Here is a 26,313-nt window from a genome sequence, read left to right on the forward strand (position 1 = left end):
CGACCACACGATTTTCGCCCGGGCACCGACCGGTGTCGTGCAGCCGTCTCTGTCGCGGTCTACCCCAAACGCCTAAGTTCCGACTCCCCTTTCATCCGGCTATGACGGATAGCGTTCCGGTGAAAGCGGCAAAGACCTCTTTCGAGATCATCCATGCGCTCCGGGAGCTGGAGGGGGCCGGCGTCTCGGAGCTTGCGGACGAGCTGGACAAGCCCACGAGCACGATCCACGACCACCTTCGAACGCTGGAAAGCGAAGAGTACCTGGTCAAATCTGACGGGAAGTACTACGTCGGAACGCGGTTTCTGGGTATCGGCGAACAGGCGCGAGCGCGCCAGAAAGTGTATCGGGTCGCCCGGCAGGAGGTCGACGAGCTCGCCGACGAGACTGGCGGACACACCAACCTGATGATCGAGGAACACGGCCGCGGCATCTTCCTCCACAAGTCCCGCGCTCCCGACGCCGTGCAGCTCGACACCCACGCCGGGATGCGCGTTCCGCTCCAGACGACCGCGATGGGCAAGGCGATCCTGGCGTTCCGCCCCAGAGAGGAGGTCGAGTCGATCATCGACCGCCACGGCCTCCCCCGGGTCACCGAGAAGACGATCACCGACCGCGGCGAGCTGTTCGACGAGCTCGCCGCGATCGCGGACCGAGGCCACGCCTACGACGACGAGGAACGCGTCAAGGGGATGCGCTGTGTCGCGGCGCCGATCACGAACGAAGACGGACGGGCCATCGCCGCGATCAGCGTCTCGAGCCCCAAGAGCCGGCTTCGCGGCGAGGAGTTCCGCGAGGAAGTCCCGGACCTGATCCTCAGCAAGGCCAACATCATCGAGGTCAACCTGACCTACTCGTAGCACCCCCCGGGGCCCGGATCCGAAGGGAAACAATTAGGGTGATCCCGTGAGCACACTGGTTTGATGCAATTTGTTCGATACGCGGCCGACAGTACCCCGCAGTGGGGCGTTCGCCGCGACGAGGAGATCGTTCCGCTGAACGGGCTCCGGGAAGACGTGACGTACCAGCAGCTGACCGACTCCGGCTTCCTGAACGTCGTCGAGGACGCCGTCGAGGCGGCCGCCGATCGGGCGGTTCCCGTCGACGAGACGCGCCTTCTCGCGCCCGTTCCGCGGCCCGGCAAGATCGTGTGCGTCGGGCTGAACTACCACGACCACGCCGAGGAGCAGGACGAGGAGGTCCCCGAGCGCCCGCTCCTGTTCGGGAAGGCCGGAACGAGCGTCACCAATCCCGACGACCCGATCGTCAACCCCTCCGACATCGACGAGTTGGATTACGAGGTCGAACTCGGCGTCGTTATCGGTCGGACCGCGAAGGACGTCGAGGCCGCCGACGCGCGTGACTACATCGCCGGGTACACCGCGATCAACGACGTGAGCGCCCGCGACGCCCAGTTCGAGGACGAGCAGTTCCTCCGGGGGAAAAGCTACGACACGTTCGCCCCGATGGGCCCGACGCTCGTCCCCGACGAGCACCTCGACCCGGGCAACCTCGACGTGGCCTGCCGCGTGAACGGCGAGACGCGCCAGGAGTCGAACACCGATCAGTTCATTTTCGGCGTCGAGGAAGTCGTCGAGTACATCAGCGACGTCATGACGCTGCGTCCGGGCGACGTGATCTCGACCGGAACGCCCGGCGGCGTCGGCATCTTCCGCGACCCGCCGGAACTGCTCGACGACGGCGACGTCGTCGACGTGGAAATCGAGGGGATCGGAACGCTGACCAACCACGTCGCCGACGAGTGAGTCCATGAGCTCACGAACGGACGACCGCTTGGACGGCGCCCACGTCGTGGTGACCGGCGGCGCCCGAGGTATCGGCCGCGGTATCGCGGTCCGCTGCGCCCGCTCCGGAGCGGACGTGTCCCTGTTCGACCTGCGACCGGACGTGGCTGCAGAGACGGCCGAACGGGTCCGCGAGATCGGCCGCGACGCCGCGGTGTTCGAGGTCGACGTGACCGACGAGGCCGCCGTGTCGGAGGCGGTCGACGACGCTCGCGAGGGGCTGGGCGCAATCGACGGGCTGGTGAACAACGCGGGGATCCAGCAGGCGATCCCGCTCTTGGAGACGAGCGAAGCGGAGTGGGACCGCCACTTCGACGTGAACGCGAAGGGGTCGTTCCTCGTCGCCAAACACGTCGCGAAGCGGATGATCGCGGACGAGGTCGCCGGGAGCATCGTCAACGTCTCGTCGGTCGGCGCGGAGCGCCCCTTCCCGGGACAGGGAGCGTACGGGGCCTCGAAGGCGGCCGTGCTCGCGTTTACGACGGTGCTCGCGAAGGAGCTGGCCGAACACGACATCACGGTCAACGCGGTCAAGCCCGGCACGGTCGACACGCCGATGGTACAGCAGTGGCTCACGGAACGCGCCGAACAGCACGACACCAGCGAGGACCGGCTCCTCGCGGAGGCGCTCGACGACCACATCCTCGATCGGATCGGGCAGCCGGAGGAGGTCGGCCACGCCGTCGTGTTGTTGCTCTCGGAGGAGGGCGACTGGATCACCGGCGAATCGATCGCGGTCGACGGCGGGTATTTAAAAGCCTGAGCGCTGGGGAACCTTTAGTAGTCGAGCCGTCGATGTCGCTTCCATGATCGTCGATTCGCACACACACGCGTGGGCGGCGCCGAGCGAAGATCACCCGTGGGTCAACGGACCGTTGCTGGACGTCGTCGACGAGTTCGACGTGCACACGGTGTACACCGCGGAGCGGCTGCTCGACGACATGGACCGGAACGGGGTCGACGAGGCGGTCATCGTGGGGTATCCGATCTGCGACTGGCGAGACAACCGGTACACCGTCGAAGCCGCCCGCGAACACGACCGGCTGTACGGGATCGTCATGGTCGACCAGTTCGCGGACGACGCGGCCGACCGGCTGCGCGAGTACATGGCCGTCGACGGGGTGCTCGGGTTCCGCCTCGGCGCGGCCTGTCCGTACGACGAGATGTGGAAGCGGTTCGACCCGAACGTCGACTGGCTCCGCCGCGCGATCGGCGAAGCGGAGTTCTGGGAGGCGGCCCGCGAGACGGACGCGACCGTGCAGATACTCTGTGACCACTCCCAGTTGGATCAGGCGCTGGAGCTCGTGGAGCGCTACCCCGACCTCACGTACCTGTTCGACCACTTCTCGCACGCCGGTCCGCAGACGCCGATCGAGGACGGTACGTTCGCGCGGTACGCCGAGCTGGCCGAGTACGACTCCGTCGCGGTCAAGGTCTCGGAGATCCCCCACATGTCGGAGGAGGCGTTCCCCTACGCGGACATGCACGACCACGTGCGGTGGTTCGTCGACACGTTCGGCCGCGAGCGCGTGGTCTGGGGGTCGGACTACCCCAACGTCAGCGACGCCGCGGGATACGGCGACGCCCGCCACTGGCTCGACCGCGTGGAAGGGATCTCCGAAACCGATCGAGAGTGGATCACCGGGCGCGCGTTCCGAGAACACGTCCTCAGCGGGTGACGGTCGAGCCGACGGCGGCGGTGCTGACGGCGATAATAAAAGCGTGACGCCGGCCCCATCCGCTGTCGGCGACGACGGTTCGGTACCGAACGAAGCGCTGCGGCGTACGGGGTGAAGCACGCCGGGGAACACACGGTGCCAGTGAGATCCGTCGAAAAATCAGTATGTCCGGTATTACCGGAAGAAACGACCGTGATGATTCAATTAACGATATCGGTGAACCGCGATCTCCCACATTACGCTAATTCGACCGGACCACCGTCCGAGACGCCTCGGATTCGTGAACAGCCACTCGAATCTCAACGTGTCTGGAAGCGCCTCGATAAGACTTATCCGGTATAGCCGGATAAATAGATACGCTCCGAGCGGCGCTTGTGAAACAGTCGAAGAGACCGTGAACCGACGTTCTCGCCACTATTTTCGGTATACACTGTTCCAATAGCGGAGATCACCGACACTCATGAGAGTGCATTGATCAGTTAGCGGGGGAGGAAATTACAACCATACGCGCGTAATTGCTCTCTGAAACCGTCGGTAGATGTCCGGCATTATCGGAAATTTGGCGAGTTGCGCGTCGTAGTCCGTTGCTACTATCACGAGGTCAGCAGTCGTGAACACGCGATTCGGAGTCCCGAAGCGCAGAACATAAGCCAGACGGGATGACACCGCGCCGATCGATGCAATAGAACGGCATCACGTAATCGACGCTGACCACGGTCGTCAGAGCGCGTCGGGCACGCACTCGAGCAGCGTCTCTCCGCCGGGCGTCTCGACCGTGAGGGCGTCGTCGTCGACCCCGCCCAGTTCCGGACGACCGTCCCACGTCGCCTCCGAGTCGGGGGCGGCCTTCACCGCCGAGACGAGCCACTGCTCGCCGGGGTCGTGGCTCGCCCGGAGCGTCGGGACCACGGTCCGTGGGTGGTTGAGGTTCGTGTTCGGCTCCTCGGCCAGGACGACCGGCGATCGTTCGCCGAGCGGGTCCGCGATTCCGCTCATACCGGACGGATACCTGGCGAGCGCAGTTCCGTCGCTCGCGTCGTGTGAAAACTGCGCGCGGTCGTCGTCGCCCGTTCGGTCGAGCGCGAATCCGCCTTCCTCGCTGTGTATCGGTCGACGCGTCTCGACGCGGTGAACGCGGACGTGCCACGGCAGCGCCGGTGCGAGCCACGTTTCGACGCTCACGCCGTCCCAGGGCTCCCAGCGGGAGCGGAGCGTCGTTCCCCTCACTTCGGTCGCCGTCGCCGACGCGGGGATCTTGTACTGGTCGCCGTCGAGACTGAGCGCGAGGGCGCTGTCGTGACCCGCCTTCCCGGGTCCGGGTCGTCGGCTCGCGACCGAGAAGGCGAACTCCGTCGAGTACGCGAACTTGGTGTACTTCTCGCGCCCGTGAACGCTGTCTTGCGGTAGCGACAGCGCGAACAGGTGGTCGTCGCCCCGACAGACGACCTTCCTCGCTTCGGGCTGTGCCCTCGTCGCGGGCAGGTCCGGGAGCGGCGCCTCGTCGGCCCGCCAGAACGGGTGGTCCGCGTCGAGTGCCAGCGGGAAGAACGCCTTCATCGCCCAGTACGGGGAGTTAGGCGAGTTGTAGCTCTCGGAGACCTTCAGCGACGGATAGCGGTAGCCGACCGACAGGAGCCCGCCGTCCGTGAATATCGGCTGGTCGAGCCACCACCTGACGTTTCGCGCCCAGACCCCGCGGATCTCCTCCCAGGGGAGGGGGTTCACGCCCGCGTACGCGAGGGCGCCCCAGAACGCCGCCTGCGCGAAGCGGTACGTCAGGCTCCGGCCGTGGGGAATGGCCCGTCCCTCGTCGTCGAACCAGTGCGCGTGGTGACTGGCGAACGCCGCGGCGCGGTCCCGAAATCGCTCCGCTCGCTCCGGGTCGTCGTCGACGACCGTCGCGTAGACGAGCCCGTAGAAGTGCATCGCCCACGGGAGGTAGTAGTCGGTCGGGCTCGCGTCCCCCGCCGGCCCGTCCGTGTACCACCCGTCGCCGCGGTAGAAGGACTCGAGGCGATCCAGCGAGGACTGGGTCCGTTCCCAGTCGTGGCGCGCCCCGACGGACCGCAGCCCCGCGTTCACCATGACCCTGAAGAACAGCCAGTTGCAGTCGTAGAGTTCGGCCTCGTTGATCTGGTTCAGCCACTCGACGAGGCGCTCGCGCTCGCCTTCGGAAAGCGGCTCCCAGACGTGCTCCGGGGTCAGGGCGAGACCGACGCCGATCGCGGCCATCTCGACGTGTTTCTGGGCGTAATCGCCCGCGCGCCCCCAGTACTCCTCGTGTGACGGGTCCGTGCCGTTGACGAGTCCCGTCCGGAGACGGGGCCAGCCGTCGAACTCATCGCCGACGGCCAACGGAACGATCCCCCACAGGGGCCTCGAAAACCCCTCCAGTTCGGCGGCGACGTCCGGGAAGTGCGCCCCGCCCGCCGTCGGACGGACCCTGGCGTTGCCCGGGCTGTAATGGCGCTGTAGCGGCTCGAAGAGCTGTTCGACCGCCCGTCCGAAATCCGCTCGCGTCTGGAGCGGGTTGTCTGCGACTGGGTTCACACTCGTACTCCGTCGATATCCGAGTTAAAAGTGTGCCCTCTCGACCTTGCGTGCGCCCGGAGCGGGACGCGGTCAACGGAGAGTGAAAAGCGACGGGAGTTCCGGACGGGTTCGGCTACCAGTACCGCGACCAGGGTCGGGTCGCCCGGACGAGACCCTCGACGTAGAAGTAGTCGCCCCAGATGCAGCACTCGTCGTAGTCGCCTTCGGACGGGTCGTACGCCCCCTCTGTCAGCAGGCCGTTCGACTCCGTGCCCTCGGTCGTGTAGCTCGTCGCCAAGCTCTCGAGAGTGGCGAGCGCGGCGTTTTGGTAGGCCCGAGCGCGCTCGTCCGCGAGGGGGAGTCGCCTCGCGAGCTCGTCGAGACCGCACACCGCGATCGCGGCGGCCGAGGAGTCGCGGATCTCCGGGTCGGCGGGCGCGTCGAAGTCCCAGCGGGGGACCATATCGTCTTCCACGTTCGAGAGGTAGTAGTTCGCCAGCTTGGCCGACAGCCCGGCGTAGGCGGCTTCGTCGGCGTACTCCGCCGCGAGGGCGTAGCCGTATATCGCCCACGTCTGACCCCGTGACCAGGTCGAGTCGTCGTCGTGCCCTTGGACCGTCTCGCCGCCGATCGGAGCCCCGTTCCGAACGTCGCAGGTGAACGTGTGGAAGGTCGAGCCGTCCTCCCTGACCACGTGCTGGCCGTTCGTGCGCGCGTGGGTCTCGGCGATCGAGGCGTAGGTCGGATCGCCCGTCGTCTCGGTCGCCCAGAACAACAGCGGGAGGTTCATCATGGTATCGACGATCATCCGCCCCCGATTCCCGGTTTCGTCGTCGCTCTCGAGGTCGCCCCAGGCCTGGATGAGCCCCGGCGCCTCCCAGAATCGGTCGACCAGCAGGTCGGCGGCGGCGAGCGCCGCGGAGCGGTATCGGTCGTTCCCGGTGAGTCGATGCCCGGCGACCGCGGACAGCGTGTAGAGGAACCCGAGGTCGTGCGTCTCGACGTTTCCCTCGTCGAGTCGGCGTTCGAAGGTCTCGAGTTGCGCTTCGGCGGCCGACCGGTACCGGTCTTCGCCCGTGACTTCGTAGGCGAGCCAGCAGAGCCCGGTCCAGAACGAGGCCGTCCATCCGTCCGTGTTGTCGGTCGGCGCGTACTGCAGGTCCTCGCTCGACGGGCCGGGGAACCTGTCGTAGAACTCCTCGATACCGGCGTCGATACGGCCGATAGCGACCGAGAGAGCCCGGTCGAGTTCGTCCCGATCGACGCCGGGCGATTCAACGTGTCGCGCCGGGAGCCCCCGGTCCGAGACGCTCCCGAGTAACGCCGCTGGTTCGCGTGGCATCTCGACTCAAGTTGGTCACCCGCACGTCATAAACCCACCGTCGGCCGTTCTCGGACGAACGCGACGCGGCACTCGAAACGGCGTCGACGGCGTCTTTCGCACCGGAGACGCGTCTCTGAGACGCTCCGCCCCCGAACGGGGAAGTATTAGTACGTCCCCCGCGCAGTGTCGGTCCGTGACGGATCGAACAACGAGCGGAGCGATCGACGTCGCCGCGGTCTGGTCGGGGACGCCGGCCGAGTTCGAGCTGTACACCTGTCGCGAGCGCGGCCGGCAGGTCGTCGCCTTCTACGACGCCGATCGATGGCCCACCGTCGGCGTTCGATCGCTCGGGGAATCGACGTGGACGACCGTCCGTCTCCCGGCTCTCGGTCGGATCGGCTGGGACGCCCACAACGACCTGGCGTTGACCGTCGACGACGACGGCCGGATTCACGTCGCGGGAAACGTTCACGGCGACCCGCTCGCGTACGTTCGGACGGCTGACCCGGGAGACGTGACCACCTTCGAACGGGTCCCGGAGATGGTCGGATCGAGGGAGCGGCGGGTGACCTATCCCCGGTTCTTCCGGGGCCCCGCGGACGAACTGGTCTTCGAGTACCGCGACGGGCGGAGCGGCGGCGGCGACTGGCTCTACAACGTCTACGACCACGACGCGAGGAGCTGGCGACGGCTGCTCGCGGACCCCCTCACCGCCGGCCGCGACCGGATGAACGCGTATCCGCACGGGCCGATACCGGGGCCCGACGGGTACTACCACTGCTGTTGGGTGTGGCGGGACTCCCCCGACGCCGCGACGAACCACGACCTCTCGTACGCGCGGAGCGCGGATCTGCAGCAGTGGGAGACGAGCCGCGGAGACCCCCTTGAGTTGCCGATTACCATTGAGACGGGAGAGATCGTCGATCCGGTCCCGCCGGGATCGGGGCTGATCAACGGGAACACGCCGATCGGGTTCGACGATCGAGGTCGCGCGGTCGTCAGCTACCACAAGTACGATCCGGACGGACACACGCAGGTCTACAACGCCCGCTCGGACGGCGACGGCTGGACCGTCTCTCGGGTCAGCGACTGGGAGTACCGGTGGGAGTTCGGCGGTACCGGATCGATCCCCTTCGATATCGAGATCGGTCCGGTGACGGTCGGCGACACCGGCCGACTCGAGCAGTCGTATACGCACGCCGAGTACGGTTCGGGGACGTGGGTCCTCGACCCGGAGACGCTCGAACGGGTCGATCACGTCGCGCGATCGCGGCGTCCGGAGGGACTCGACGAGGCGCGGACGGCGTATCCGGGAATGCGGGTCAACTGGGTCGACGACTCCGGGGTCGCTCCGGACGGCGTCGAGTACGCCCTTCGCTGGGAGACGCTCGGTCCGAACCGCGACCGCGAACGCGACCGCGACCCGCCGGCCACGACGTTGCGATGTCACGCGTTCGAGACTGGTTCGTCGACGCGGAGCCGCGACTGATTCATACGAGCGCGTCGGCGTCGAGGTCGTACGCTTCGAAGTAGTCGCGCTCGGTCTCGACGAGCCTGGCGAACAGCTCTCGAGCGTCCTCCGGCGGGACGGCGACGAGCGGGTCGTTGCGGAACGCCCGGAACGCCAGATCGAGATCGCCCGCGAAGCCGGCCTCGACGAGCGTCTCCTGGTTGGTCACGGCCCGCTGGACCAGCGTGCGAACCGCCGGGGGGAGTTCGCCGGCGGTGACCGGTGACACGCCGCTACCGGTGATCACCACGTTCGTCTCGACGACGGCGCCGTCGGTGAGGTCCGGCGTCTGGCCGACGTTCGGGCAGTTGACGTTCGTCTTGATCGGTTCGATGCCGAGCAGGGCGCGCATGATGTCGACGGCCTCCTCGCCGGACTCCCTGAACTCGAACGTCTCGTCGCCGTCGAGGTAGCGCTCCATCTTCGCCGGTCCCTCGCCGTCGCTGACCCGAGCCGAACTCGGCGTCATTCTGATACCCCATCGGTGGATCTCCTCGGGGTCGTCGATCGCGAGATACCACGGGACGAACTCCGCGAGGTGGCGGTCGCCGGCCGCCGCCAGGATGCCGAACGTGTCGTAGAGGTCGAAGGCGATCTGGTGATCGTTGATCCAGTACCCCGCGTCGGAGAAGTCTCCCGGCTCGTTGCTCGGGAGCGGCTTTCGTTCCGCGAGTTCCGCGTCGAGGTACTGGAAGATGTCGCGGTCGCGCCAGTGGGCCTCGTCGATCCACGTGAAGTGGTTGACGCCCTTGACGTTGACGTCGATGTCGTTCGCGTCGACGTCCTCGGCCTCCTCGACGTATTTCTCGGCGATATCGGCCAGCAGTTCCTGCATGTGGAACACCTCGTGGCAGAGGCCGATCGCGTTGATCTCCGGAAACTCCTCGTAGAGCGCTCGCGTACAGACGGTCATCGGGTTCGTGTAGTTGAGCACCCACGCGTCGGGACATCGTTCGCGGACCGTCGCAGCGATCTCGCGGTACTGCGGAATCGCCCGCAGCGACCGTATCGTGCCGCCCGGACCGACGGTATCGGCGACCGGCTGGTAGATGCCGTACTCCTTCGGAAGGTCGATGTCGTGGACGAACGTCTCCTCGGGGGGATCCTGGATCGAACAGATCACGAAATCCGCGTCGTCGAGCGCGTCTCCGATCGACCGGTGGGCCTCGAACGTCCAGTCGCTCGCGGCCTCCTCGCGCGCGGCGAGGCGGTTGCCCAGTTCGGCGTTGGCCGCCGCCGGTTCGTAGTTGACGTCGTACAGTGCGACCCGCCCTGACACGTCCGCACACTGAAGGAGGTCGTTGATGAGCGTGTGTGCCCATCCCCGGCTACCGCCACCGATATATCCGATCTTCACGTCCGACCTCGACGCTTCGCCCGGTGCTGTCGGCTCGAGTGAGTGCACGTTGTGCGACTCGTTGTCAGGCCTTAAAAACGGTTACCATACCGACCCGCGGAGACTCCCCGAGCCTTCAGCCGCCGACTGCAGCCGGGACGACCGGTCGCGAGCCCGCGGGCTGTGCGACCGGCTCCGGCGTCCCCGTGTTTGTCGGGAGTCAGGCCGACGGATCGAGGAAGGCGAACTGCTGGTTGTCGCCGTTGCTCACGGTCCAGATCCCGAGGGTGGCACCGTCCTCGGTGCTCACGCCGAAGACGTCGGCCGCGAAGTCGCCGGCACCGTCCAGCGGCCGGAGGCTGGAGTACCCGTCGCCCACGGGCACGATCTCCCACTTCTGGCGGTCCGCGTCCTCCCAGGTGCCCTGCACGACGTTCCCGCCCTCCGAGGCGCCGCCGTCGGCTTCCATCACGAGCCCGCTGTTGACGTTCTCGATCCGGTACACCTCGTCGTCGAGCTCCGTCACCTCCCAGCGCTGGGAGTCCGCGCCCTCCCAGACGCCCTGCTGGACGTTCGTCCCGTCCTCCGCGGAGCCGTCGACGACCTCGACGACCTTGTCGTCGGCGGTGTGTCTCGCGGTTAGTCGATAGGTGCCCGCCGCGACGTCGACCGTGACCGTCACCGTGTACGACGCCGTGCAACCGCTTTCGGCGGTGGCGTTCAGCGTGACGGTGTACTCGCCGGGCACGTCGTAGCTGTGGGTGGCTGACCAGCCCGTCGCGGTCGTGCCGTCGCCGAACTCCCACGTCAGGGAGTCGACCGAGTTCTCGTCGCCCGAGATGTCCTCCGCCTCGAAGTCGACTGACTCGCCCATGTCGACGCGGGTCGCACTCGGCACGGCCCGCGCGATCGGGTCCAGCTCGTCGATCGTGATCGTCTCGAAGTCGGTCGTCGTCTCCCCGTTCTTGCCCGTCGCGGTCAGCTTGACGGGGTACACCCCCAGCTCCTCGTAGGTGTGGGTGACCGACGACCCCGTCGCGGTCGTGCCGTCGCCGAGCTCCCACGAGAGCGAGCGGATCTTCCGGCCGTTCCCCGTCAGGTCCTCCGCGTCGAACTCGATGTCGTCGCAGAGGGTCGCGTCTGTCTCACTGGCGGAGATCTCGGCGAGCCGGTCGTGTCCGGCGGGTTCGAACGAGGTCTTGATGTCGGGTTCCGGCGGGGCGTCCATCCCGTGGCCCAGGAAGAAGCTCGGCCACGGCGGCTGGTTGTAGCCGACGTTCTGGCGCGCGATGCCGGTCCGGTACTGCGGGTCGTGTAACAGCGTGTACAGCCGGTGGTCGGTCTCGTGGGGCGTCGCGTACAGGCGTAACGCCTCGCTGTCGTCGGTCCGCCAGATCACCTCTTCGCGCCAGTCCCCGAGGAAATCGCCCGACAGACACGGGTTCCCCTTCGACGAGTTGTTCGAGCGCGTTCCCTCGAAGGACTGCAACAGGTCGAGCTCCTCCGTTTCCGGGTTCCACTTCTTGATCCAGCCGACGCCGTACCCCGCGTCCCAGCCTTGGAACTCGTGGTCTAACAGCTCTCGGTGCAGGTCGCCGGTCCACCAGATCCCCGAGTTCACCGAATTGATGCCGGTCTCGCTGATCGGCTCACCGTCGGCGGTGAACGTGCCGGCGATGTCGCTCTCACTCTCCAGGGGCACGCCCGCCCACGCTTCCGCTCCGGCGTAGTTCGGATCCACGTCGGCGATCATCGCTCTGCCGATGTCCGCGCCGTTCCTGACGGCCCAGATGTACTCGCCCGTCTCGGCGTCGCGCATCGACAGGCTCGGTGCCCCCTCGGCCGGGTACTCGGCGGGGACGAAGATCTCCAGGCCCTCCCGGTCGGGGAGGAAGTCACCGCAGTGCTGAGCGTCGGGGTTCGACATCGTCGTCGCGTGCAGGCCGGTGCCGTCGTGGTCGATGACCGCTCCGCCGAAGACGATCTCGTCTTTGCCGTCGCCGTCGACGTCCGCGGTGCCCAGGGTGTGTGCGCCCACGCCCTCGTACTCCTCGTTCCCGTCCTCGCTGTCGAAGATCCAGCGCACGTCGAGCTCGCCCTGCCGGAAGTCCCACGCGGCGAGCATCGTCTTCTCGTAGTAGCCACGCGTGAACACGATACTCGGTCGCTCGCCGTCGATGTAGGCGGTCCCCGCGAGGAACCGGTCGACGCGGTTGCCGTAGCAGTCGCCCCAGTCACAGGCGTCTCCGCGCGCGGGCTGGAAATCCTCCGTCGCGAGCTCCTCGCCCGTTTCCCCGTCGAAGACGGTGAGGTACTCCGGTCCCTCGAGGACGTATCCGGACGGGTTCGTCCAGTCGGCGTCCGGATCGCCGATGACGTTCCCGGCCGCGTCTTCGGTCCCGTCGGCCGTCCGCACCACCAGCTCCGCCTTGCCGTCACCGTCGAAGTCGTACACCAGGAACGGCGTGTAGTGCGCGCCGGCCCGGACGTTCTGGCCGAGGTTGATCCGCCAGAGGCGCTCCCCGTCCATCGTGTACCCGTCGATCAGGACGTCGCTCGTCTGCCCCGACTGGGAGTTGTCCTTCGCGTTCGACGGCGTCCACTTCTGGACGATGTCGAGCGTCCCGTCGCCGGTGAGATCGGCCGCACTCGCGTCGTTCGCGTGGTACGTGACCGTCTCGCCGTCCTCGCCCTCGACGGGATCGGGCTTGTCCAGCGGGATCTCCTTGTACTGGTCGTCCCACACCTCGACCGACTTCGACATCCCGGGCTTTCGGTCGCTGTCGCGGCGCTCACCGCCGGCCCGCCCGTTGCCGACCGCTCGAACGGCGTAGGTCGAGTCGGTGGTCCCGTCGGGGTCGAGGTAGTTCGTGCTGTCGGTGATCGGCTCGTTGTTCACCCGGTCGCCGTCGCGATAGACGTGAAAACCGAGATCGGCGGGTTCGGTCCCGAACAGTCGCCATCGGAGCAACACCCCGTCCCCCGTCGGAACCGCTACCAGCCCCCGATCGAGGGACTCCATCTGGCGCGTCCCGTCGCCGTCGTTTCCGTTCCGCTCCCCGCCCTCGGCGGCCGCCGCGCTGAAACCGCCGGTCCCCAGCAACGCCGTCCCGGCGGTGATCCCCCCGAGGAAGGTTCGCCGATGCTGTTCGTACCGTCCCGTACCCTTGTCAAAACCTGGCAATGTCTCTTCTGTCACGAACTTTCGTTCAAAGCCAGGTAATATAAATGTTTGGGGGGTGTCACTAAGTGTAATGATTCCTTTATCGCATTCGACGACGGCGTCACTGTTTGAGAGCCCGCTCGAGGTCGTCGCCGGCGGCGGTCACCGAATGCGATCTCGATGGCTCCGTGCCAGCTCGGAATCGAGTCACACCTCGCATTCGGGGACTACACCCAGTCACGACGAGATTCGCATCCACCTCTCCGAAACAAATAACTGGGTTCGCGATGACGGGAGAGTATGTCAACTGATACCGACGACAACAGTCCGGAGCGTCCTCGAGACCAGTCCGGATCCGCCGGATCGTCGCTGGCATCGATCCTCGGTCCGCTCCGGGGTTCGTACGCGCTCCAGACCGCCGCCGTCGGAGCGGTCGTCACCGTTATCGCGTTTATCGTCAACACCGGGATCTGGCCCGCGATCTTGGGCGTCTGGGGAATCGCACTCGCTCTCGTCGGTGTGACCATTCACGTGGTCGTGACGATCTCGCAGCGAGGCAATCTCGGCTAACTCGGGACAGGGGGCGGATTCAGTTCTCGCGGTCTCTCGGCGTTACGTAACGGTATTCGGGACGCTCAGTAGGCGTCACGGGGTTCGTCCGCGAGTCTCCACCCGCCGAACCGCCGCCGACGCTCAGTCGGCGCTCCCCGTCTCCTCGGCGGCCGGCGGCTCTTCCGCGATCGGCTCGCTGTCCCAGTACTCGTGGTCCTCGAGCGCGCGGAAGCAGGCGGTGTGTTGGACGCCGTCCTCGTCGGAGCGGTCGATCAGCTCCGGTTTCTGGGTCCGACAGACCTCCCGCGCCTTCGGACAGCGCGTGTGGTAGCGACAGCCCGAGGGCATGTTCGTCTGGTCGGGGACGTCGATCGTTCGCATCGGGTTGTCGTCGATGTCCTCGTCGCGGTCGAGCTCCGGAGTCGCCCAGCGCAGCGCCTGCGTGTAGGGATGCTTCGGGTCGTGGATGATCTGCTCGGGCGAACCGATCTCGACGAGTTCGCCGAGGTACATGACGCCGATCCGGCCGCCGGTCTTCTCGGCGAAGTACCGAGCGTTCGAGAGGTCGTGGGAGATCGCGAGGTACGACGTGTTGAACACGTCTTGGAGCTCGATCATCAGGTCCATCGTGCTGACCCGCAGGGAGACGTCCAGCGCCGACACCGCCTCGTCGGCGAGGATGAGGTCCGGATTGATCAGCATCGCGCGGATGAGCGCGACCCGCTGTTTCTCGCCGCCCGACAGCTGGTGCGGGTACCGATCGATGTAGTCCTCCGGCGGACTGATCCCGACGTACTCGAGCATTCCCAGGATCCGCTCTCGCCGGTCGTTCCCGTCGAGGTCGGAATGCCACCGCTTGAGCGGCGTCTCGAGGATCGTCCGGACGCGGTGGTGGGAGTTGAGCGAACTGCCGGGGTCTTGGTGGACGATCTGGAGCGCCCGACGGATCTCCTTGTCGGCGAGCGTGCTGCTGTTGCCGCTGCCCTCCCAGATGTCCCGTCCCTTGTATTCGATCGTTCCGTCCGTCGGTTGCTGTAGCCCGACGGCGGTCTTGCCGAGCGTCGTCTTGCCACAGCCCGATTCGCCGACGAGGACGACCACGTCGTTCTGATAGATGTCGAGCGAGATCCCGTCGACGGCCGTGACGATCTCGGAGTCGCCGAAGTCGAGCAGGCCGTCGTTCTCGGAGCCGAACTCCACCTCGATGTCGTCCAGCGACACCACCGGCTCTTCGTCCGCCGACCGGTCGGCGGCCGTCCGCCTGGACCGATCCATCGAGCCGGAACTCGCCAACGCGTTATCGATGTTTTCGATGGAGTCCTCCCAGTGGTGGCAGTGCACGTCGTGGTCCGCTCCGGCGTCGTACGCGTCGGGATCGTGAGACCGACACATCTCGTCAGCGATCGGGCACCGCGGATGGTACGAACACCCCTCCGGGATGTTGACCGGATCCGGACTCTCGCCCTCGATCGGTCGCATCTCCTCGAGCGGCGCCGAGAGGTTCGGCGTCGCGTTCAGCAACGCCCGCGTGTAGGGGTGGGCGGGATCCTCGAGGATGTCGTCGGCGGGGCCGACCTCCGCGAACTCGAACGCGTACAGCACGGCGAGTCGGTCCGCGAGGTTGGCGACCAGCGGCAGGTCGTGCGTGATGAAGACGATCGTCAGGTCGTGTTTGTCCTGAATGTCGTGCAACAGCGAGATGATCGACCGCTGCATCAGCAGGTCCAACGCCGCCGTCGGTTCGTCCATCACCAGCATCTCCGGATCGAGAACCAGACTCAGCGCGATCAACACGCGCTGTTTCATCCCGCCGGAGAGCTCGTGGGGATACGACTCCAGCATGCGCTCGGGTTCGAGGTAGAGGTCCTCGAGGAGTTCTCTCACGCGTTCGAGGCCCCGTTCGACGTTGTAGTCGTGGGCGCTTAGCGTCTCGACGAAGTGGGTCCGGATCTTCAGAACCGGATTGAAGGAGCTCATCGCCCCCTGGAACACCATCGAGACCTCCTCCCAGCGGAACCGCCGCAGCTCCTCTTTCGAGAGGTCGGTGACCGACACCGGGTCGTCGTCCTCCGGGTAGTAGGTCACGTCGCCGGTCGTGACGCCCGGTTCGGGCACGGCGTCGAGCATCGCCGAGGCGAACATCGACTTTCCGGAGCCCGACTCGCCGATAACGCCGACGATCTCGTCGCGGGAGACCTCGAAGTCCACGCCGTTGAGGACGCGCGACCGCCCGCGGCTCATGCCGAACTCGACGGACGTGTCGTCGAGCTCCATGATGACGTCCCCGTTCGGCCGATCGGCTTGCGCCGCCGACTGCGAGATCGTCATGACGCCACCTCCGGTGCGGTTCGTCGGTCGCCGCTCTGCTCGGCGGCCGCGTGCGCGTGCGGTCGTCGAACCGGTCGCCCCGGTCGCGTCACGGTCGTGTTCGTCGTCGTCGAGATCATACGTTCATCATGTCCTTGGTGTCGGTTTCCGAGTCCGGTTCTATCTGGTCGTCGTCACCCAGGTCCTGGTGGCGCGCCCTGATCCGGGGGTTGAACACCTGGTCCAGCGACTGCGCGAGCAGGATGAGCCCGATCGCGATCCCCGTGATGGCGATCATCGGGACGAGCAGCCAGTGGATGGCACTGGTGCGGTAGAGCGCTCCGGCGTTGTACGCGTTGTTCAGCATGACGCCCCAGTTGGCGTCGGAGAACGGCAGCACGCCGAGGAAGTACAGCGCGACCGCCGCGAAGATGACCCGGCGAGCCGCGTTCATCATGTTCACCACGATGTACGGCAACAGGTGCGGAATTATCTCTCGCAGGAGGATCCACCGCGTCGGCAGGTCCATCGCTCGCGCCGCCTCGATGAACGACTCGCTGCGAATCGTTAGCACCTGCGATCGGATCGAACGAGCCAGGCCCGCCCACGCCGCGACGGCTAGCAGCACGCCGAGCGCCACGGGATTGTTGATCCACTCCTCTAACAGCATGGCCAGGACGATGACGAGCGGGAGTCCGGGAATGTTGATGAACACGTCCGTGATCGTACTGAGCACGGTGTCGACCATCCCGCCCTTGTAGCCGGCGACGACGCCGAAGAACGAGCCGATGACGACGGTGAAGACGGCGCCCGACGCCATCATGACCAGGATCGACGGCGTCGAGTGGACGGCCAGGGCGAGCACGTCCTTGCCCGACGAGGTGGTTCCGAGCGGGAACTCCCAGGTCTCGAACACGCCCAGCAACTGCGGTCCGTGGGCCGACTCGGTCGGTTCGATCAAGTACACCCCGACAGTCGCGATGAGGATGTAGGTGCCGAGGATCGCGAAGGCGGCGAGCGCCCGCCAGTCGGTGCGCAGGATCGACCACGGCGTTCGGATGTACTCCTCGAAGAAGCGGTCGACCCGGTCGGTGCGCGTTTCCGCGACAGACGCGGTGGTCTCGAACGGCGAATCCGCGTCGACCGTTCCGCCGTCGCTCCGGACCGCCGTCGCGGAGTCGGCGGCGCCGTCCGTCGCGTCGTCGGGCCGGTCGGGGACGAACTCGTCGATCGACGCGCCCGCTCGCGGATCCGTCGCGTCGTCGGACGGATCTTCAGAAGGCTTCACGGTTCTCACCTCCCGCACGCGGGTCGATCTTCCCGTAGGTCAAGTCCGCGATCAACAGCGCGATGACGACCGCGATCGTGATGACGGTGAACGCGCCCATCATCAGCGGGTAGTCACGCATTCGGACGGCCTGAATCATGTAGTACCCCATCCCCCGGTACGTGTAGATCTCCTCGAGCACGACGGCGCCGCCGAACATCGTCCCGATGGCGATCATCAGCCCGGTGTACATCGGCAGGATGGCGTTCCGGGCGACGTACCGGACGGCGATCGTTCGGTCTGCCAGTCCGCGAAGGCGGGCGACGCGCAGGTAGTCCTCGCCGAGGATGCGAACGCTGTTTCCGCGCATCGTCAGCGAGGCCGCGCCCGACGCGACCAACATCGAGAAGACGGGTAACGCCGCGTGATGGATCATTCCCAACATGAACGGCAGGTTGAACCCGGCTTCCACCCCCGACGGCTGGCGTCCTCCCGTCGGGAACCAGCCGAGCTGGTACCCGAAGACCATCAACAGCAACAGCGCGAGGACGTAGAAGGGGATCGACGTGACAGTCGTCGCGTAGCCGGTGACCGCGGTGTCGAACGTGCTCCCCTCCCAGTACGCCATGATCGCCCCGAGCGAGATGCCGACGACGAAACTGATGGCGATCGCCCAGCTCATGACGAACAGCGTCCAGGGGACCGCTTCGGCCATGAGCTCGGTGACCTCCGCGTTCTGACTCATCGAGCGCCCCAGATCGCCCTGGACCATCGAGATCATGTAGTCCCGATAGGCGACGTGAAGCGGGGCCTCCGGATTGATGTTCATATAGGTCTCTGCGAGCTCGTAGGCCTCTTGCGGATTCTCCAGTTCCGGGCCGATCTGCGCGACGAACGCGTCGACCGGGTTCCCGGGCATCATCCGCGTGATGAAGAACGTCAGGGAAACCACTGCCCAGACGGTGAACAGGCCCTGGCCGAATCGTCGTATTTTCCAGTCCATTGTGTGAGTGCGTCGTAATCTTATGTCATAACCATTTGTGCGTAATGCGTAGGTGTGGGTCCCGGGATAATTACTCCTCGTACGGGATCAGTTCGGCGTCCGACACCTTCGTCAGGTAGAACTCGGCGGTACGGTTGTCGATCAGCGCCTCGGACGCGTCGACGTGCCAGTCGGTAGCGTTGATCGCGCCGTAATCGGCGGCGATAACGCAGTTGTACATCGGCAACACCTGATTGTACCACCAGGTCAGGTTCTGAATGTACTCGTTGTCACCGGTGAGGTGCAGCTGCTCGATCTGGTTCCAGACGTTGAGCTCCATGGTGCTGCTCGCGTCGGAGTTCCCGATCTCCGCGGGGATCTCCCAGTTCGTGTTCTCGTAATCGGCGTGGTTCAGTTGGCTGAACCACGCCCAGACGAAGTCGACCCACGTGAGCCCCCGGATGGAAAACACCGGGTGGTTGTCGAAGATGATGTCGTGGTCTCCGTTGAGGCGCGCTTCACCGTACGTCGCCTGGTCGACCGCTTCGAGGCTCACGTCGAACCCGAAGTCCTCCATCTCGCTTTGGACTGCATCGAGCGCGTCCACCTGCACGCTGGTGTCCGACTGGGCGTACAGCACGAGCTGGGCCTCTTCGTCGTCTTCGTCGTACCACTGACCGTCGTCGCGCTGGTACCCCGCCTCTTCCATCAGCGACGCGGCCTTGTCTCGGTCCAGCGCGTACTCGTCGTACCCCTCGACGTCGACGATGCCTTCGTCGACCGCGGTCTCGTTGAGGAACGTCGACGGCAGTTCGTAGAGGTCGTATACCTGGGGGACCGACGACCAGAGCCGCTCCTTGTCGATGGCGTACGCGATCGCGTGTCGAACCCGCCTGTCGGCGGTGATCGGCTGGTTGCTCGGATTCTCGGTCGGCGAGTCGGGGAAGTCGTAGTTCCCGAAGTTGAACAGGACCGACCACGCGTGATTGTAGTCCCGGTTTATCTCGTGGTGGGGCGGTAGCTGGTCCATGACGTCGGGCGACGCGGGCAGGTTCAACGCGATCGCGTCGACCGACTCTTCCATGAACGCGAGCACCTGATCGTCGTGCTGTTCGATGGCGAACTCGGTGAAGTAGAGGTTGTCCGCGTTGGGGTGGTCTTCGTAGATTTCCCCGACGAAGACGGAGTCGGTGACGTCTTTGATCTGGAACGGCCCGTTCCCGACCACCTCGTCGAGTTCCGGCGACCACTCCTGGAAGTCCGAAACGACCTGTGACGCCTCGTCGCTCTCCGGGTCGACGTCCACGAGGTCGTCGCGCCACTCCCCGAAGGAGGGGTTCCCCGTGTCCTCTTTCACGCTGACCATCGCGGGGAGCGCGTTCGCGAGGACGGACTTCATGGTGAAGTCGTCGTGCAGGTGGTATCGGATGGCGTAATCGTCGACCGCCTCGTAGTCCTGGATGTACGTGTTCGCGTTCGAGTCCGGGGACGTGATGTCGGAGATCGCGAACTCGATGTCCCGTCTGGTCGTCAGGTCGTGAGCGGTCACCGGATCGCCGTTGTGCCACGTCCACTCGTCGCTGAGCTCGACGAGGATGGAGCCGTCCTCCTCCTCCCAGTCGTTCGCGATCACGCCTTGGAGCTCGTCGTGGCTCTCGTGGTAGATGATCGGCGGATCGAATATCAGTCCGGGCGGATCGAAGTTATTCATCGAATTCGCCGGATCGAAGGGGTTCCACGACGCGTTGTCCATGTCGTAGGTCCCGCGGTGGAGCGCCTTGGTGAACCGTCTGTCGACGCGTTCCTCGACCGGTTCGCGGTCGTCCGCGGCGCCCTCGTTCCCGTTACCGCCCGACGAACATCCAGCGAGTGCCGCGACACCCCCGGCAACACCGCTCTTCAGCGCGGTTCGACGAGTAATTCCGCTCCACTGACTATTGTCGTTCGTTGGCATCATACAGGCCGTCATTATCGAACCTTATATAATTTGCCCATTCAATTGCTAAAGAGAGTACTAGAACCAGTGCGTCGCGCGTCACGACGTTCACTGCAGAAATTTTATACTCCGATAGCCCACCACTACTGCAACGATGGACCGCACTCGATCGGTGCTCAAGTTCGTGTTCGGAATCAACGTCCTCTTTCTGATTCTGTTGGCCTTCTCCTACCCTTACCTCCAACCCGGTACCGGATCGTACGTCGCGGCGACGCTGACGGCGGCCATCTGTCTGTTCATGCTGGCGCTCGTCGGGATCCTGTCGTACTTCCGGATCGACGTGTTCGGTCAGTTCTAACTCTGTTCCGACCGGAGCGACCGCCCTCGATCTCGCCACCGATATCGCCGACGCCGGTCGGCAGTGTTCCCGTGAGGTTCCCGATGCGCGAACGACCGAGCGGGTCGTCGACCGATCGCAGCGGTCGCGGTGCGGCCGAGTCCACGACTCAGGCCGGTGCGTAAACTGTCGAAGGGTCTCGCGGGGGGTACTTCGAGCCCGGCGAGTCGTGCTCGCGGCCGGCAGCGTTCGGCGTCGCGGCCCGTCCGCGATCGGTCCACCTCGGATCGCCATCTCGTTCCCGACGGGGGAACAAGTATGTTGCTTGTGACCAATCACCACGGTATTTCACACTCGTCGAACGAAGTTCCGGTCGGACCGTCCGTTTCCGACCCGTCGAATTGATTCACTGAGAGCCCCTTCTTGACGTTTCTCGCGGGACATCTCTCGCGGGACATCTCCGAGACGGTCACCTCTGCGACGATCGCCTTCTCGCAGTCCGGCTCGTTATTCACGCACGTGCGAGAAGAGAGCGGTGCGGTCGACGGGAGTCGTCAAATTCTCTCCGGTGCCCCGATCGACCGTGTTCATCGACGACCGAAGGGAATCGCGGTGTGGGTTCCTGACTGGGGAACGTTACGCTCATACTAGTGTAATGGGCTCTGTGGAGGGACGGACGGAGGGACGGATTCAGCGGTGGCTCGGAGAGTCAGATCGGCGGTTGGTGCCGCCGAGATGGCGTATACTACCGTCAGTCGGTCCCGAATTCGATGTGCACAGGCGGCGTACGAATCCGATCGGTGTCGGTGAGTGAGTCTCATTCGTCGGATATCTGTTCCCATCCGGGGAACGAATACCGGGGTAGCGGTGGGACGGGAATCGGCGACACCGGAGCGCGTTTTTCAGTGGGCCACTCTGAAAACTGGGCGCGAAGAGCTTCGAAGAGACGGGGGAGGTCGGTTTCGGTCGTACCGGTTCCGCGTCGACGCCGACGCGTCACACGCGTCACCCGATAACGCGGGCGACGCCGTCGGTCAGTTCCTCGTACAGTTCCTCGGCATGTCGCTCGTCGGCGGTCGAGAGCGGCCGAATCGGCTCGCGGACCGCTCCGCCGTGGAGGCCCGCGAGTTCGAGGCCCTTCTTTACCGCGGGGACGCTCACCGCGCCGGGGAGGTCGTTGCGTTCGCCGGTCTCGCCGCGGAAGTTCTGGTAGGGGAGGGTGAGGTTTCGGACCCGCCGGGCGCGCTCCCAGTCCTCCTCGGTGAGCGCGTCGAAGAGCTCGAGGCCGATCTCCGGTCGGAAATTGCTGACTCCGGCGGAGAAGCCTTCGACGCCCTCGTTCCAGAGCGAGACGGCGTGGGGTTCGGCGAGGCCGTCGACCCAGACCACGTCGTCGTCCGCGGCGGAGACCGCCGCGCCGAGTTTGACCGGGTCTTCGATCGCGTATTTGACGCCGACGACGCGGTCGATCCGCGAGAGGTCCCGAAGGAAACCGACGGAGGGGTCGAAGCCGCGGATGTACGGGACGAGCGGGGTGTCAGTCGCGTCGGCGAGTTTCTCGTAATAGCGCAGCAGGCCGCGTTCGTGGACGTAGGTGTGGTCCGGCGGCATGACCATCATGGCGTCGACGCCGACGCGGTCGTAGCCCTCGATGAGCTGCGTCGCGGCCTTCGTCGCCCCGCCGACGCCGGCCAGGACGCACGCGTCGTCTGGGAGCGCTTCCACGCTCGTCTGAGCGATCTCGACGCGTTCCTGGTGCGTGAGCGAGTGGTACTCGCTGATGTTCGCGGCCGCGAGGAACGAGGAGATCCCGGCGTCGGAGAGCGACGCGGCGTTCGCTTCGAGCTTGTCGTGTTGGATCTCCAGGCTGTCGTCGAACGGCGTGAGCAAGCCGACGGCGACGCCACGGAGACGACTACGTACCCGATCGTCTGCTAATGGCATAATACAAACGGACCGAGTCAACCAATATAAATCCATCGTCATCCTTGACCTCGAGTGTCCTCGAAAAGCCGATCTGCGTCGCGTATCGCTTATCAATTCGGAATTTATGCCAATTAAACTATTAATTTGAACTACAGAATTTTCAACAGACACCCCCACTTACTGTGGGGGAAGCGATCGATTCGGCGGCTGCCATCGTCGGTCCGAATCGTCTCGTCGGTCCGAATCGTCTCGTCGCTCGAATCGTCCCGTCGCCCGAATCGTCCCGTCGGTCCGCTTCCTATCACCCATTCATTTATTACGATCAGTACGGATCGTTGCCGTATGGACGTGTTAATGACCGGCGTCTACGGTCGGTGTGGCACCGCCGTCATCGATCACTTACACGATGACGAAGCGTACGACTTCACGTACTTCAACCGCTCAGACAGGCCGGACGACCACGAGTACGGCGGCTATGACACCGTCGTCGGCGACGTGGCCGACTACGACGCGCTCGACGCCGCGGCCGAGGGACAGGACGCCATGGTCCACATGGCGGCGTACCCGTACACCGACGGGACCTGGGAGGACATCTTCGAGCCGAACATCATCGGAATGTACAACGCGCTCGAAGTCGCCCGCGAGAACGAGATCGAGTCGATGGTCTTCCTCTCGACGAACCACGTCATGGGCGGCTACGAGGACGAGTTCGCCCCCGAGATCTACGAGCCGGGCCACGGCCTCGTCATCGGCCACGAGGACCCCGTTCGACCGGACTCGTTCTACGGCGCGTCGAAGGCCTACGGCGAGGACATGGGTCGGTACTACGTCGAGAACTACGAGTACCCCAAGCAGTTCTACGCGATCCGGGTGTGCAGCGTCCGGATGCCCGAGTACGACCACCCCTACGGCGACGCCGAGAAGGCCGTCGACGACGGCGAGATCGAGCGCGGGAGCGCCGAGTACGAGGAGACGGTCGGCCGCATGAAGGCGATGTGGCAGTCGCGCCGCGACTTCGCACACGAGATCGACTGCTGTCTCCAGGACGACGGCGTCGAGTTCGGCATCTTCAGCGGCGTGAGCAACAACCAGCGTCGGTGGTACGAGCTCGAACACGCCCGCTCACAGATCGGCTACCACCCGCAGGACGACGGCGAGGAGTGGGATAGCCCGCCGGAGTAGTCGGAGCGTCCGAGCGGCGTCCCCCGTCTGTCCCCTTTCGCTTTCTCCGACTACTGATAATCTTTGATATAAACAAATTTGATCTAACAATTACTTTTATATACATTCATTAAGGATATGGCCGTGGGTATGAAAAACACACCCACAGCCAGCGACTCGAATCGAGCCCCGCTCGCCCGACGGACCGCGCTCGCGTTGCTCGGCGGCGCCGGCGTCGCGGCGCTCTCCGGCACCGCGGCCGCCCAATCCGACGACGAGGACGGCGGTGACGACGACCCGGGGAACGGCCGCGGAACGGACGGGAAGCCGTGGAACCGAGACGTCGACGCGAACGGGAACGACCTGTATAACCTCGCGTCGCTCGACGTGGACCACGTCTATACCTCGGCGCGCGACGCCGACGTCGTCGTCTGGAAGGACGGCGACGACACGTTCCACGCGGACGGCGCGGACGGCGAAGTCGCGTCCGGCGACAGCGTCCTCCCGGTCGCGCAGGCGGCCGTCGACAGCCTCACCGAGGACCGGACGTGGAACGAGAAGGTGCTCATCGCCTCGCCCGGCGAGATCACCGAGGGGGACGGTGACCTCGAACTCCCGAGTCACACGACCCTCGACGCGCCGGTGACGCTCTCGATCCCCGACGGGGAGTCGGTTCCGCCGGTCGTCAGGGCGGTCGACGCGGAGCACGTCGAGGTGGAGTCGCTCGTCGTCGAGGGGCCGGCTGCGATGGGCGTCCGGCTCACGAGCTGTTCGAACGTCCGCCTCGGCGATATCCGCGTCGCGGGCGTCACGAGCGACGGCATCCGTATCGACGGCCGGGGCGACGCGCCCCGGTCGACCGACATCCAGATGGGTCAGGTGTACGTCGAGGGGAACGACCATCACGCCGTCGAGACCTACGGCGTCGACCGCATCCAGATCGAGCAGGTCGTCGGGAACGACCCCGCGAGCTGTGTCGTCCTCCTCAACGACACCGTTGACGCGACGGTGAACAGCGTCGTCGGCCTCGAGCCGGGCGACCCGGCGGGCTACGCGACGTTCCGCGTCGCCAACGGCGCGCACGACGTGACGGTCGGCGAGGTCGTCAGCCGCGGCGGCGCGCGCGGGGTCTTCGGCGTTTCCGAGTGCTACGACGTCACTATCGGCCACGTCAACATCGAGGGCGCGGAGGACCAGGGCATCCTCGTACAGAACTGCCAGGACTTCACGGTGCAGGGCGGCGTCGTCAAGAACACGAACGGCGACGGCGTCCGCGTCGACTCGCGGAACGACGGCCAGCAGATCCCGGCGGAGGGCGTTTCGATCAGCAACCTCCGTATCTACGACGACCGCGACGAGCCGAAACAGACGTGGGGCATCCTCGAGACCGGCCCGGCGTGTAACCACAACCGCTTCGTCAACAACGACGTGCGGGACGGCGGGACGACCCGTAACATCGGGATCTTCTCGAACACGACGGTCGTGCGGGACAACGTCGGCGGCGGCTTCGCCGACGGCGAGGTGACGCTCTCGGCCGGCGAGTCGCCCGCGGCCCGCGTCGAGGGAGTCAGCGAGTTCCCCGAGGTGACCATCCCGGGGAGCGTCGACGAGCCGGAGGACTTCGAGGCGTCGGCGCTCGAGGTCCGCGCGAAGCCCGCGACGACGGGGTCTTCGGAGACGTACGCGTGGGAGAGATACGTGGAGTACGACGGCTCCGCCGGCAGTTGGGACCTCGTCTTCGAGTGGCGCACCGACCCCGGAGTCGACGTGGCGCTCGACTACGTCGTGGACAAGACGCGCTGAACGAGTCGACAAGACGCGCTGAACGCTGTCGGTACGAACCGACGGCCGAGAGCGACGACCGCCGACCGCCGGGACGACGAGTTCGAAAAACGAGGGTGTCAGACCGCCGCGGCGACGCTCACTCGGTCTGAAGCGTCACGTAGCCGTCGAAGTTGAGAACCACGTACTGCGCGAGGTCGCCGAAGAGCGCCTTTCCGGTCGGGGACCGCTTCTGACCGAGAGTGAACACGTGGTCCGCGTCCATCTCTTCCGCGACTTCGATGACGGTCTCTCCGCGTTCTTTCTCGGAAGAGATACGCGGAACGATCTCGTATGTCACCTCGTCATCGTCGTCGAACACCGCTCGCGAGACCTCCTCGGCGTCGTTCATCGCCGCCTGGTAGGCGTCCTGATCCGTGTACGACGTCTGTTCGATGTTTCCGATCGTGTCCAGGACCTCCTGCGTCTCCTCGAACTCGTCTTCGGTGAGCGTGACGAGGAGGACGAGATCGGCGCCGGCGCCGAGCGCGTGTTCTTTCGCTTCTCGTAGGAGTTCCGCGTGGGACTCGGAGTTCTCGATGAGTACTAATCCTCTGTCCATGCTACTGCATTTATCTCACGTTATCTAAGTCTGTCGCAGCGGCCGACGGCGTCGAACTCGCTCGACTCGCCCGGCCGAGCGCGGAGTCACCCCGTTCGAGCTCCGTCAGACGG

The 26,313-nt window shown here is 65.5% G+C and carries 19 protein-coding genes; 9 read left to right on the top strand and 10 right to left on the bottom strand.

Annotated features, from left to right (window positions below; translation table 11 throughout):
- Positions 1-101: 101 nt before the first annotated feature.
- The 4 genes from C469_RS10080 (at position 102) to C469_RS10095 (ending at position 3,484) form a co-directional block, all read left to right on the top strand.
- Positions 102-860, top strand: a complete 759-nt coding sequence (locus tag C469_RS10080; protein WP_008006267.1) for an IclR family transcriptional regulator — start codon at positions 102-104, stop codon at positions 858-860.
- A 63-nt stretch (positions 861-923) separates the two neighbouring features.
- A complete protein-coding gene (locus tag C469_RS10085) occupies positions 924-1,766 on the top strand; it encodes a fumarylacetoacetate hydrolase family protein (RefSeq protein WP_008006270.1) in 843 nt (280 codons plus the stop codon).
- Between the two features lie 4 nt (positions 1,767-1,770).
- On the top strand, positions 1,771-2,568 hold the full coding sequence (locus tag C469_RS10090) for an SDR family NAD(P)-dependent oxidoreductase (protein ID WP_008006272.1): 798 nt from the start codon (positions 1,771-1,773) through the stop codon (positions 2,566-2,568).
- Between the two features lie 46 nt (positions 2,569-2,614).
- Positions 2,615-3,484 carry an amidohydrolase family protein gene (locus C469_RS10095; protein WP_049911295.1) on the top strand — a complete coding sequence of 290 codons (870 nt, stop codon included), beginning with the start codon at positions 2,615-2,617 and terminating at the stop codon, positions 3,482-3,484.
- Between the two features lie 720 nt (positions 3,485-4,204).
- Here C469_RS10095 and C469_RS10100 read toward each other — a convergent pair.
- Both C469_RS10100 and C469_RS10105 read right to left on the bottom strand, forming a co-directional pair.
- Complete coding sequence (locus tag C469_RS10100) at positions 4,205-6,034, bottom strand: DUF2264 domain-containing protein (RefSeq protein ID WP_008006277.1); 1,830 nt, start codon at positions 6,032-6,034, stop codon at positions 4,205-4,207.
- Positions 6,035-6,149: 115 nt separating this feature from the next.
- The gene (locus tag C469_RS10105) at positions 6,150-7,358 is read right to left on the bottom strand and encodes a glycoside hydrolase family 88 protein (RefSeq protein ID WP_008006278.1); all 1,209 of its coding nucleotides are present in this window, start codon (positions 7,356-7,358) and stop codon (positions 6,150-6,152) included.
- Between the two features lie 175 nt (positions 7,359-7,533).
- Between C469_RS10105 and C469_RS10110 the strand changes: the two genes are divergently transcribed.
- Entirely contained in the window at positions 7,534-8,829 is a 1,296-nt protein-coding gene (locus tag C469_RS10110) for a BNR repeat-containing protein (RefSeq protein ID WP_008006281.1), read from the top strand.
- Between the two features lies 1 nt (position 8,830).
- On the opposite strand, the gene C469_RS10115 is transcribed toward C469_RS10110, so the two are convergent.
- Positions 8,831-10,255 (bottom strand): family 4 glycosyl hydrolase, encoded by a 1,425-nt coding sequence (locus C469_RS10115; protein WP_049911270.1) that lies wholly within the window; start codon positions 10,253-10,255, stop codon positions 8,831-8,833.
- A gap of 151 nt (positions 10,256-10,406) precedes the next feature.
- Positions 10,407-13,208 (bottom strand): rhamnogalacturonan lyase family protein, encoded by a 2,802-nt coding sequence (locus tag C469_RS10120; RefSeq protein WP_049911297.1) that lies wholly within the window; start codon positions 13,206-13,208, stop codon positions 10,407-10,409.
- A 441-nt stretch (positions 13,209-13,649) separates the two neighbouring features.
- On the opposite strand from C469_RS10120, the gene C469_RS10125 reads away from it, so the two are divergent.
- On the top strand, positions 13,650-13,919 hold the full coding sequence (locus C469_RS10125) for a hypothetical protein (protein WP_008006285.1): 270 nt from the start codon (positions 13,650-13,652) through the stop codon (positions 13,917-13,919).
- A 123-nt stretch (positions 13,920-14,042) separates the two neighbouring features.
- On the opposite strand, the gene C469_RS17755 is transcribed toward C469_RS10125, so the two are convergent.
- From C469_RS17755 to C469_RS10145, 4 genes are all read right to left on the bottom strand, one after another.
- On the bottom strand, positions 14,043-16,229 hold the full coding sequence (locus tag C469_RS17755) for an ABC transporter ATP-binding protein (RefSeq protein ID WP_008006286.1): 2,187 nt from the start codon (positions 16,227-16,229) through the stop codon (positions 14,043-14,045).
- Between the two features lie 115 nt (positions 16,230-16,344).
- Entirely contained in the window at positions 16,345-17,514 is a 1,170-nt protein-coding gene (locus C469_RS10135) for an ABC transporter permease (protein ID WP_008006287.1), read from the bottom strand.
- Entirely contained in the window at positions 17,483-18,478 is a 996-nt protein-coding gene (locus C469_RS10140; protein ID WP_008006288.1) for an ABC transporter permease, read from the bottom strand. Before C469_RS10140 ends, C469_RS10135 begins: the two co-directional genes overlap by 32 nt.
- A 70-nt stretch (positions 18,479-18,548) precedes the next feature.
- Positions 18,549-20,411 (bottom strand): ABC transporter substrate-binding protein, encoded by a 1,863-nt coding sequence (locus tag C469_RS10145; protein WP_147587281.1) that lies wholly within the window; start codon positions 20,409-20,411, stop codon positions 18,549-18,551.
- Positions 20,412-20,547: 136 nt separating this feature from the next.
- On the opposite strand from C469_RS10145, the gene C469_RS10150 reads away from it, so the two are divergent.
- Positions 20,548-20,751 carry a hypothetical protein gene (locus C469_RS10150; RefSeq protein ID WP_008006290.1) on the top strand — a complete coding sequence of 68 codons (204 nt, stop codon included), beginning with the start codon at positions 20,548-20,550 and terminating at the stop codon, positions 20,749-20,751.
- Positions 20,752-21,735: 984 nt separating this feature from the next.
- Here the strand turns inward: C469_RS10150 and C469_RS10160 are convergent.
- Positions 21,736-22,674: a dihydrodipicolinate synthase family protein gene (locus C469_RS10160; RefSeq protein ID WP_082230131.1), complete on the bottom strand. Its 939-nt coding sequence runs from the start codon at positions 22,672-22,674 to the stop codon at positions 21,736-21,738.
- A gap of 324 nt (positions 22,675-22,998) precedes the next feature.
- Here C469_RS10160 and C469_RS10165 point away from each other — a divergent pair, with 324 nt between their 5' ends.
- Positions 22,999-23,838 (top strand): NAD-dependent epimerase/dehydratase family protein, encoded by an 840-nt coding sequence (locus tag C469_RS10165; protein ID WP_008006292.1) that lies wholly within the window; start codon positions 22,999-23,001, stop codon positions 23,836-23,838.
- A 129-nt stretch (positions 23,839-23,967) separates the two neighbouring features.
- Entirely contained in the window at positions 23,968-25,620 is a 1,653-nt protein-coding gene (locus tag C469_RS10170) for a right-handed parallel beta-helix repeat-containing protein (protein ID WP_008006293.1), read from the top strand.
- Between the two features lie 118 nt (positions 25,621-25,738).
- On the opposite strand, the gene C469_RS10175 is transcribed toward C469_RS10170, so the two are convergent.
- Positions 25,739-26,200, bottom strand: a complete 462-nt coding sequence (locus C469_RS10175; protein WP_008006296.1) for a universal stress protein — start codon at positions 26,198-26,200, stop codon at positions 25,739-25,741.
- Positions 26,201-26,313: the final 113 nt, after the last annotated feature.

Origin of the sequence: Halorubrum lipolyticum DSM 21995 (assembly GCF_000337375.1) — an archaeon.
GTDB classification, from domain to species: Archaea; Halobacteriota; Halobacteria; order Halobacteriales; family Haloferacaceae; genus Halorubrum; species Halorubrum lipolyticum.

Coding starts and splice junctions, on each gene's coding strand:
- C469_RS10080 (WP_008006267.1), top strand. CDS start 102: ATGACGGATAGCGTTCCGGTGAAAGCGGCAAAGACCTCTTTCGAGATC.
- C469_RS10085 (WP_008006270.1), top strand. CDS start 924: ATGCAATTTGTTCGATACGCGGCCGACAGTACCCCGCAGTGGGGCGTT.
- C469_RS10090 (WP_008006272.1), top strand. CDS start 1,771: ATGAGCTCACGAACGGACGACCGCTTGGACGGCGCCCACGTCGTGGTG.
- C469_RS10105 (WP_008006278.1), bottom strand. CDS start 7,358: ATGCCACGCGAACCAGCGGCGTTACTCGGGAGCGTCTCGGACCGGGGG.
- C469_RS10120 (WP_049911297.1), bottom strand. CDS start 13,208: ATGGAGTCCCTCGATCGGGGGCTGGTAGCGGTTCCGACGGGGGACGGG.
- C469_RS10125 (WP_008006285.1), top strand. CDS start 13,650: ATGTCAACTGATACCGACGACAACAGTCCGGAGCGTCCTCGAGACCAG.
- C469_RS17755 (WP_008006286.1), bottom strand. CDS start 16,229: ATGACGATCTCGCAGTCGGCGGCGCAAGCCGATCGGCCGAACGGGGAC.
- C469_RS10140 (WP_008006288.1), bottom strand. CDS start 18,478: ATGGACTGGAAAATACGACGATTCGGCCAGGGCCTGTTCACCGTCTGG.
- C469_RS10145 (WP_147587281.1), bottom strand. CDS start 20,411: ATGCCAACGAACGACAATAGTCAGTGGAGCGGAATTACTCGTCGAACC.
- C469_RS10150 (WP_008006290.1), top strand. CDS start 20,548: ATGGACCGCACTCGATCGGTGCTCAAGTTCGTGTTCGGAATCAACGTC.
- C469_RS10160 (WP_082230131.1), bottom strand. CDS start 22,674: ATGCCATTAGCAGACGATCGGGTACGTAGTCGTCTCCGTGGCGTCGCC.
- C469_RS10165 (WP_008006292.1), top strand. CDS start 22,999: ATGGACGTGTTAATGACCGGCGTCTACGGTCGGTGTGGCACCGCCGTC.
- C469_RS10170 (WP_008006293.1), top strand. CDS start 23,968: ATGAAAAACACACCCACAGCCAGCGACTCGAATCGAGCCCCGCTCGCC.
- C469_RS10175 (WP_008006296.1), bottom strand. CDS start 26,200: ATGGACAGAGGATTAGTACTCATCGAGAACTCCGAGTCCCACGCGGAA.